Annotated in this window: 7 protein-coding genes and 1 pseudogene; 6 read left to right on the top strand and 2 right to left on the bottom strand. The window is 59.7% G+C overall.

What is annotated here, in order from left to right; genetic code table 11:
- Positions 1 to 596 precede the first annotated feature (596 nt).
- The 4 genes from AC5ZG1_RS42875 to AC5ZG1_RS42860 all read left to right on the top strand — a co-directional run bounded on the left by AC5ZG1_RS42875 (position 597) and on the right by AC5ZG1_RS42860 (position 2,933).
- Positions 597 to 1,265, top strand: a complete 669-nt coding sequence (locus tag AC5ZG1_RS42875; RefSeq protein ID WP_496136422.1) for an adenylate/guanylate cyclase domain-containing protein — start codon at positions 597 to 599, stop codon at positions 1,263 to 1,265.
- A 16-nt stretch (positions 1,266 to 1,281) separates the two neighbouring features.
- Entirely contained in the window at positions 1,282 to 1,554 is a 273-nt protein-coding gene (locus tag AC5ZG1_RS42870) for a hypothetical protein (protein ID WP_496136421.1), read from the top strand.
- A 59-nt stretch (positions 1,555 to 1,613) separates the two neighbouring features.
- Positions 1,614 to 2,381 (top strand): tetratricopeptide repeat protein, encoded by a 768-nt coding sequence (locus tag AC5ZG1_RS42865; RefSeq protein WP_496136420.1) that lies wholly within the window; start codon positions 1,614 to 1,616, stop codon positions 2,379 to 2,381.
- Between the two features lie 354 nt (positions 2,382 to 2,735).
- The gene (locus AC5ZG1_RS42860; protein ID WP_456647117.1) at positions 2,736 to 2,933 is read left to right on the top strand and encodes a hypothetical protein; all 198 of its coding nucleotides are present in this window, start codon (positions 2,736 to 2,738) and stop codon (positions 2,931 to 2,933) included.
- Positions 2,934 to 3,000: 67 nt separating this feature from the next.
- On the opposite strand, the pseudogene AC5ZG1_RS42855 reads toward AC5ZG1_RS42860, so the two are convergent.
- Together AC5ZG1_RS42855 and AC5ZG1_RS42850 are read right to left on the bottom strand one after the other, a co-directional pair.
- Positions 3,001 to 3,564: pseudogene (locus tag AC5ZG1_RS42855) on the bottom strand (ATP dependent DNA ligase); the annotation flags it as partial.
- 410 nt (positions 3,565 to 3,974) lie between these two features.
- Positions 3,975 to 4,166, bottom strand: coding sequence for a hypothetical protein (locus AC5ZG1_RS42850; protein ID WP_496136419.1), 192 nt, complete (start codon positions 4,164 to 4,166; stop codon positions 3,975 to 3,977).
- A gap of 37 nt (positions 4,167 to 4,203) precedes the next feature.
- On the opposite strand from AC5ZG1_RS42850, the gene AC5ZG1_RS42845 reads away from it, so the two are divergent.
- Together AC5ZG1_RS42845 and AC5ZG1_RS42840 are read left to right on the top strand one after the other, a co-directional pair.
- On the top strand, positions 4,204 to 6,492 hold the full coding sequence (locus AC5ZG1_RS42845; RefSeq protein ID WP_496136418.1) for an ATP-binding protein: 2,289 nt from the start codon (positions 4,204 to 4,206) through the stop codon (positions 6,490 to 6,492).
- A gap of 583 nt (positions 6,493 to 7,075) precedes the next feature.
- On the top strand, positions 7,076 to 7,683 hold a 608-nt coding region (locus AC5ZG1_RS42840), incomplete at its 3' end, for a porin (RefSeq protein WP_496136417.1).

Genomic DNA, 7,683 nt, shown 5'->3' with positions numbered 1-7,683 from the left:
ATGTACTTGGCGACGCTGGACTGCGCGACCTCGAACCCGAGCTTGAGCAGTTCGCCGTGGATGCGTGGCGCGCCCCACAGCGGATTTTCGACGCTGATCCGCCGGATCAAACGCGCGCAGCCTCGTGTCGATCGGCGGCCGCGCTCCGATCGGGCGCGACTTCCAAGCCGATAGCCGCGAAAGCCGGCCCGGCGCCAACGCACGACCGTCTCGGGCCGGATGATCGTGAGGACCTGCAAGATCGATGGATACCAGCGATACAGCTGAATGAAGAACCAGCGATCATCGTTGGCGATTGCAGCGGGCTGGCGGCGCGATAGGACTTTGCACTAACGATCATTTCCGCTGAGTCTGATGAACCTCCGGTTCAACGGACCGGCTGGCTGCAGATCGATGACGTTACGAGAGCGTGTACTCACAGGCCCGGCGCCGCAGATCACGATGCGCGTGAGGTCCGCTGCGCCACTGATAGGGCACAATAGCAGATGTCACCAGAGGTCTGGGGCCAACAGCCGACGTGAGCCAGGGTGTGATAAAGCGCGACTGGTAGCGCCGCGCGATCCGTCATAGTATTCTGTGGGTCGGAGTTGCGCGCCATGGTGGAAGACCGACTCATCCGGGTCAAGCGTAGTCTGTCGGCGATATTGGCCGACGACGTCGCCGGCTACTCGCGGCTCATGCACCACGATGAGGAGGCAACGTATGTCAAACTGACAGTGCTACTCGCCGATGCTGTCACGCCCGCGATATCCGGACACGGGGGTCGCATTGTGAAGAACACCGGCGACGGATTCTTGGCAGTATTTCCGAGCGCGGTCCAAGCGGTTCGAGCTGCTGTGCAATTCCAGACTCGCATCAAAGAACTTACAATTGCCGATGCGGAAGACATGCGTATTGCTTTCCGTGTCGGCATCAATGTCGGCGACGCGATTGTCGAGCCGCATGACGTTTTTGGTGACTGCGTGAATGTCGCGGCACGGCTTGTGAGCATCGCAGAGCCTGGCGGCATCTGTATCTCGTCTTTTGCCTACGTGCAGACCCGCGGCAAGGTCGGTGTCGAGTTCGTCGATATGGGCGAGCAAAAGTTCAAAAACATTGCCCTTCCGGTTCGAGCCTATGCCGCGGTCCTGGACGGACATAGCCGGCTGCGCAAGTCGAGCCACGCAGGGCCAGCGTTCACCGCCGAATCTCTCCATCGTTGTGCTGCCATTCGCCAATCTCAGCGGAGACACCAAGCAGGACTACTTCGTCGATGGCGTCACTGAGACCCTTACCACGGACTTGTCGCGCATCAATGGCTCGTTCGTGATCGGCCGCCACACCGCCTTTCCCTATAAAGGCAAGTCGGTCGATCTGAAGCAGGTCGGTCGCGAGTTAAACGTTAGTTGCGTCCTAGAAGGGTCAGTACAGCGAGGAGGCGATGGGCTTCGCGTAAACGTGCAGTTGGTCGACGCCGAAACCGGAAATCACCTATGGGCTGAGCGGTTCGATAAGCCGATCGCCGATCTGCTCGATATGCAAGCGAAATTGTGGCGCGGCTCGCTAACACACTAAATGCACAGCTCATTGAGGCTGAGGCGCGTCGGGCGGAACGTTCGCCGCATCCCAATTCCTTGGACCTGTATTTTCAAGGTGCTGCGTGGTTCAACAAGGGACTAAACCCCGACCACATGGAACAGGCGCGTAGCATTTTTGAGCGGGCGCTAGCCCTCGACCCCAAGAACATCGAGGCGATGGTCTGGATGGCGACGGTTGACATGGTCGTCGGCTCAACCTGGATGAGTGGCGATCGGACCGCGCGGCTCGCGGCTGCCGAGGCAACGCTGAAAGAGGCGCTGTCTCTCGCTCCGAACCATGCGTGGGCCCACGTGGCCCTGGGACACGTGCACGTTGCGACTAACCGTGTCAACCAAGGCGTCGCCGAGAGCAAGCGAGCGTTGGCGCTGGATCGCAATTTGGCGGGGGCCCATGCGCTAATCGGTCTAGCGAAGTATTGCACCGGCCAGGGGGCGGAGACTGAGGCACATGTGAACGAGGCATTTCGCCTTTCTCCGCGCGATATCTTTGCCCATCGCTGGTTCGCAATAATCGGTGCATCCAAGCTGCAGATTTCGGCCGATTCGGAAGCGCTCGGCTGGTTCTGCCGCAGCATCGAAGCCAACCGAACTTATCCCCTCGTGCATTTCTTACTCGGTGCTGCACTAGCGCTGCTGGGCTCGCTGGATCATGCGAGAGCCGCCGCAAAGGCTGGACTGACGCTTGTTCCGAGTTTCACTATCCGTCGCTACCGGGACGGCGCTTACACAGATAACCCGACCTACCTCACGCAACGCGAGCGCATCTACGAGGGCATGCGCTTGGCTGGGGTACCGGAGGAGTGATGGCGAAGTTGGATCACGAGCGGCAATGCTCCGACTGATCGGAAGACTCCGCTTGGACGTCAGAACCAGACATCTACGCCTTTATGAGTAGCACGTCCTAGTCGAGGGAGGTACTTATAACCGGCACCGCAGATCACGATGCGGGTGAGGTCGCTGTGCGCTGCGCCCTGATAGCGGCGCAATAACAGACCTCACCAGAGGTCCGGTCGGGCCAGCCTAGACCGGTCTTCTTTCCGACCGCCACAACTTTGGCCGCTCGACTACAATCGCAATCGTTTGCCGACGGACTGAAACAGCCCTGTAATGCCGCCGGTTCAGTTTGATAGCAAAAGACTGGTAGCACGACACCAGTCAATGACGGTCGGCCATGGGTGCTATCTCCACGCCGGCTCTCCGCGACGAACTGATCAGTGCGGCGGGTTGCCGGAATTTGATGCAGAGATAGATAGCGAGAGCGACGACGCACTGGCGTATGAAGCGCGCCAGCAGCAGGAAGCCGAGGTGATGGTCGACCTGCTCGCGGTCGAATCTGGCGAAGCGGCGCTTGTGTAGCAGGCGATGGAGCAGAAGCTGCCGTTGAGCATCGGGGCGATTGCGCACCGCAGGCGATCCTGCAATGCAGGCTGCTGACGATTCCGCAGACGAACGGATCGCCGGGTTCGTCGTGGATGTCTCCTTGCGCGGACTTCGCCCGGTATTCGATCTCGGCCATAAGTCGCGCTCGACCCAGATGCCCTTGTGCGCGATGCGCTTAGTGTATGGTTGCGCTTTCCGGATCAGCGTCGTCAGGCGCTTCTGCAGATCGGCAGCGGATGCGGTGTCGAACCGTGATCGACTTTACCCGCATAGATCAGGTCCTCGCCCTTTCGGCGGCCGACATAGATGCCGTCCCATTTGTTGCCGTCGAGCGCGAAGCCTGCGATCACCAGCATCTCCCGCTGCACGCAGGTTTTCTTCACCAGTTGTGCCCCGGCCAGAGGTGTAGGCGCTGTCGCGCACTTTCGAGACGACGCCTTCGAGCCTGACCTTGCGGCGTGGGCGTACATCTTCTTGCCATCGACCCCGAAGCCCTCACTGAACTGGATGTCTGTATCGCCGATGATCTTCTTCAGGTGCCCTTGCGCTCGATCAGCGGCTGCTTTCGCAGATCCCGGCTGTTGAGATAGAGCAGATCGACGGCGATGGACGACGAGAAGATCGTGGAGACGTGGATGTGAACCGCATTGCATGGATCGGCTCCCTACACTGTCTCGGCCGCGAACACGATTCCGCGACCGCAAACTGGTGCAGCGGCGGTGCAGCGCACAAGTCGGGAAAGACAAGCAACCCGACCCACGAAAAAGAAACGAAAGGCGAATAACCATGCTTTCACCAAGACAGTATGAGAAGAAGCCGTGTATGCTCGCCGCGGACCACGCGTTCCGAGTGATCAGCTTGGTCACCGAGTCGTTGGAAAACGACAAGCAGGCGCGGCGTTTGATGGTGACTGTACTGATGGCGCTTCACGACGACACCGCCTTGCAGATGGCGAAACCGCGAACTTGCCGAACGGCTCCTCAAAAGCGGTAATTTCCGGCAAGGTCACGAACGCTATCAGCGACCTCGAATACAACAATGCGCAGCCACGCCAATGGCCTTCATGACATCCGAAGAGCTGGACGCGCTTACGAAGCGTCCAAGCGCGGCATCACGGCTTTTGTCGGCAACGAGATCCGGCAATTGATCGGCGAAATTCGGCAGCAATGCGACGAAGACCAGTGCTTCCAGGTTCGACATCGCCCACATTCGACGCCGCCTTTATCAAGCCTCGGAGCGCCACCGCTTGGCGTCCCGATTGCAGTTCGGAGAACGCTTCACACAATGGCGCTTGTCGGTGGACTGGCGCGGTCGGTCTCGTGCGGCTGATTGTGAGTGGGAAATGCTAGTAAAGGGCAGCCTGTTATCACGCCTGTTCGCGCTGGTAGCTGCGGCGATGCTGCCGGCAATCGCGATACAGGCGTACAACGAAATCGACCTGCGTCGCACGCGCCAAGTTGAAGTACAGGACGAAGTCCTCGGGCTCGCCAAGCTCGCCGCCGCCGAGCAGCAACAGATCGTCCAGGGCGTTCGTCAGGCTCTGATAGCGCTTTCGGAGCTTCCGGCGATCAAGGCGAAGGACGTCCAGGGATGCGACGCTTACCTTTCCAGGATCAAGCAACGATACCCGGAGTTCATCGTCTTTATCGTGGTCGACATGAATGGCGACGCCTTCTGCGACTCAGCCAGAGAGCATAAGCCGGCTACCGCAGCTGGACGTGCCTACTTCGCCAGCGTCGTGAGAACCGGCAAATTCACAGTCGGAGAGTTCGCAATCGGCCGAACGACCGGTCGCAATGTCGTTCAGTTCGCGCTGCCATTCTACGACGACGAGGACCGCATGGGCGGCGTCGTTATAGCGGCCCTCAGCCTCGACTGGCTCGCCGACTACATCGCGAAAAAGGGCGTTCCCCCGGGAGCTGCGCTCGCCATCACGGACCGCAACGGCATCGTTCTCGCTCGCTATCCTGACAATGACGTGTTTGTCGGCAAGAAGTTGCCCGTTGGTGAAGACCCGATGCTCGACAACGGGACCGTAGCGGACATGGTTAACATTGACGGCGTGCGAAGAATTGTCGGCTTCGCCGCTGTGGGGCAAGATCTTCTTGTCGGCTTCGGCCTCGGCAAGGCCCAGACTTTCACCAAGATCGAACATCGCACGCGGCGCGACGTGTTGTTCATCATTTTCAGCGCCCTGCTTGTCTTGATCCTGACGGCGTGGGGCGCCCAGCGGTTCATCCAGCGCCCGTTTGCGCAATTGGTTGATGCTGCGAACCGATGGCGGCTCGGCGAATTCGGCCGGCGCGTGGACATCCCGGGCAACTCGGAAATCGCACGGGTCGCCAGGGCGTTCAACGCCATGGCCGATGCGCTGAAACGCCGTGAGCACGAATTGTCCGAAGCGAGGGAGCAGTTCCATCAGAGCCAGAAGATGGAGAGCGTCGGCCAGCTCACCGGTGGCGTCGCGCACGACTTCAACAACCTGCTCACGGTGGTCTCCGCGAATCTTGAACTCATCGAGGCTGGCGACGATATCGGCAAAGCTCGGCGGTTCGCCGCGGCTGCACGGCGTGCGGTCGATCGGGGAGCAAGGCTGACAGCGCAACTTCTCGCCTTCTCGCGACGGCAGGTACTGAATCCAAAACCGGTCAACGCAAACCAGCTTGTTTCCGAGTTCCAGGGACTCATTCGCAAAGCTGTCGGCGAAGCATGCCGGGTCAAGGTGTGGACCACTGAAGGGTTGTGGCTGTGCCATGTCGACCCGGCGCGACTGGAGACCGCTCTCCTCAATCTGGCCCTGAACGCGCGCGACGCCATGCCAAATGGCGGCGTGCTCGACATTGAGATGAGGAACATCGTCGTGAACGAAGGAGCCGTGGCGGGGTGCGCGCCCGGGTCGTATGTCAGGCTGTCGGTTAGAGACACTGGTTCGGGAATGCCTCCCGAGGTGGTGGACCGGGTGTTTGAGCCCTTCTTCACAACGAAGGAGGTTGGCAAAGGCACCGGGCTCGGGCTTAGCATGGTCTACGGCTTCGTCCGTCAGTCCGGGGGGCACATTGCCGTTGAAAGCGCATTGGGAAAGGGGACCACCGTCGCTCTCTACTTGCCGAAATCCACGCAAAAGACTGAGATCGAAATGGAAGAGGTCCAATCCCAAGCGTTTCCGGCCGGCTCAGAGCGAATCCTGGTTGTCGAGGACAACGACGATCTTCTGGACCTCACGTCGGCGATGCTGACCAGGTCGGGCTATCAGGTTCGTTGCGCTCGGAGCGGCACTGAAGCCCTTCGCATGCTCCAGAGCGAGGAATTTGATCTGGTGTTAAGTGACATCGTGATGCCAAACGGGATCAACGGCATCGAGGTAGCTCGCGAAGCGAGGCGATTGAACAAGCGCATCAAGGTCCTGCTTGCCTCGGGCTACGCGGGAGACGTGCTGGAGCGACATCATGCGGTGGGGGAATTTCCGATTATCGACAAACCGTTCCGCATGTCAGATTTGGCGGCGCGCTTGCGGTCAATCCTGCACGAAGGTTGAGATGATCTCCTGCCGTTGCTTTCTTGGCGCGCATGGCGCCATTAACTAGGTTTACCTGACACACCAATGAATCTAACCTGTACTTCCTTCACATTTGACGTAGGTCCCGGTTTAAAAACCTCCAAACAGCGGGGAGCAGCAGTCGACGAGCCTTGGTGGGTCAAGCTGAGAAGGACTGAGGGCGAGCAATGCTGATCGCTACTCCCTCGAACTCGGACATCGCCCGATGAAGTAACCCAGTTCGCATTTGGGCCAATACCCGACATTAACGTGAGCGATAATTTCCCAAGCATAAGCGTGGGTGCCCCGGCGCACGCGGAAATCCTCGACGACCATTCTCATCGAACAGCGGATCGAACCACCTTCGCCGCGAGCGTAGCTACAGCGCTGATCCAGCTTCCAGGGCTGATCTCTCCGGCATGCGCTCCGGAATGGCACTCGCATGCGTTGCGAAAAAGTCACAGTGCGAAATGAAACTCGGCAGTGTCACGTCGCCGCGCATTGTGCGACATGTCTCCTGCGCTAAAAATTGTGGGGCATTCGATTTCCGAGTGGACGTACAGGTCTCAGGCGGAGGCCGGTAATGGCGACAACTCGAATCCTTCTGGGTCCGGCGGCGAGCCTTTTGCTCGCAACCAGCGGAGCCGCGGGCGCTGACCTTCCTGTCAAAGCGAAGCCGATCGAATATGTGAAGATCTGCTCAGGCTATGGCCCCGGCTTCTTCTTCATCCCCGGCACCGACACCTGCATCAAGCTCGGCGGCTATCTCCGGGTCGACACCACGTTTAACGGCGGCATACAGGGCACGCCTGCCTGGAACGGCGATGCAGGCCAACATAACCGCTACTTCGACTACTTCGCGACCCGCTCCCGCATGCTACTGTCAATCGATACCCGCACCGCTACCGACTATGGCGTGGTCCGTACCTTCGGGCAGGGCCGGTTTACGTTCTCTACGCTCGGCAACAACACCTTCAACCCCAACTCGATCAACGGCTCGCTTCCGGTGGCCAGCTCGCAGCTGCTCGACACTCCCGGCGGCGGCTTCGTTTCCATCCAGTACCTCTTTCTCCAGTTCGCAGGCTTCACCTTCGGTCAGTCGGCGTCTGCCTACTCCTCGCCTTGGCAGGGCTTCCCCGGCAACATCTCGGACTTCCTGCTCGGCGGCCAGAACAATGATACCGGCGTCAA

It is taken from the genome of Bradyrhizobium sp. Leo78, assembly GCF_059512425.1.
This window is presented reverse-complemented; position numbering and strand designations above follow the sequence as displayed.

Coding starts and splice junctions, on each gene's coding strand:
- AC5ZG1_RS42860 (WP_456647117.1), top strand. CDS start 2,736: ATGACGGTCGGCCATGGGTGCTATCTCCACGCCGGCTCTCCGCGACGA.
- AC5ZG1_RS42850 (WP_496136419.1), bottom strand. CDS start 4,166: ATGTGGGCGATGTCGAACCTGGAAGCACTGGTCTTCGTCGCATTGCTG.
- AC5ZG1_RS42875 (WP_496136422.1), top strand. CDS start 597: ATGGTGGAAGACCGACTCATCCGGGTCAAGCGTAGTCTGTCGGCGATA.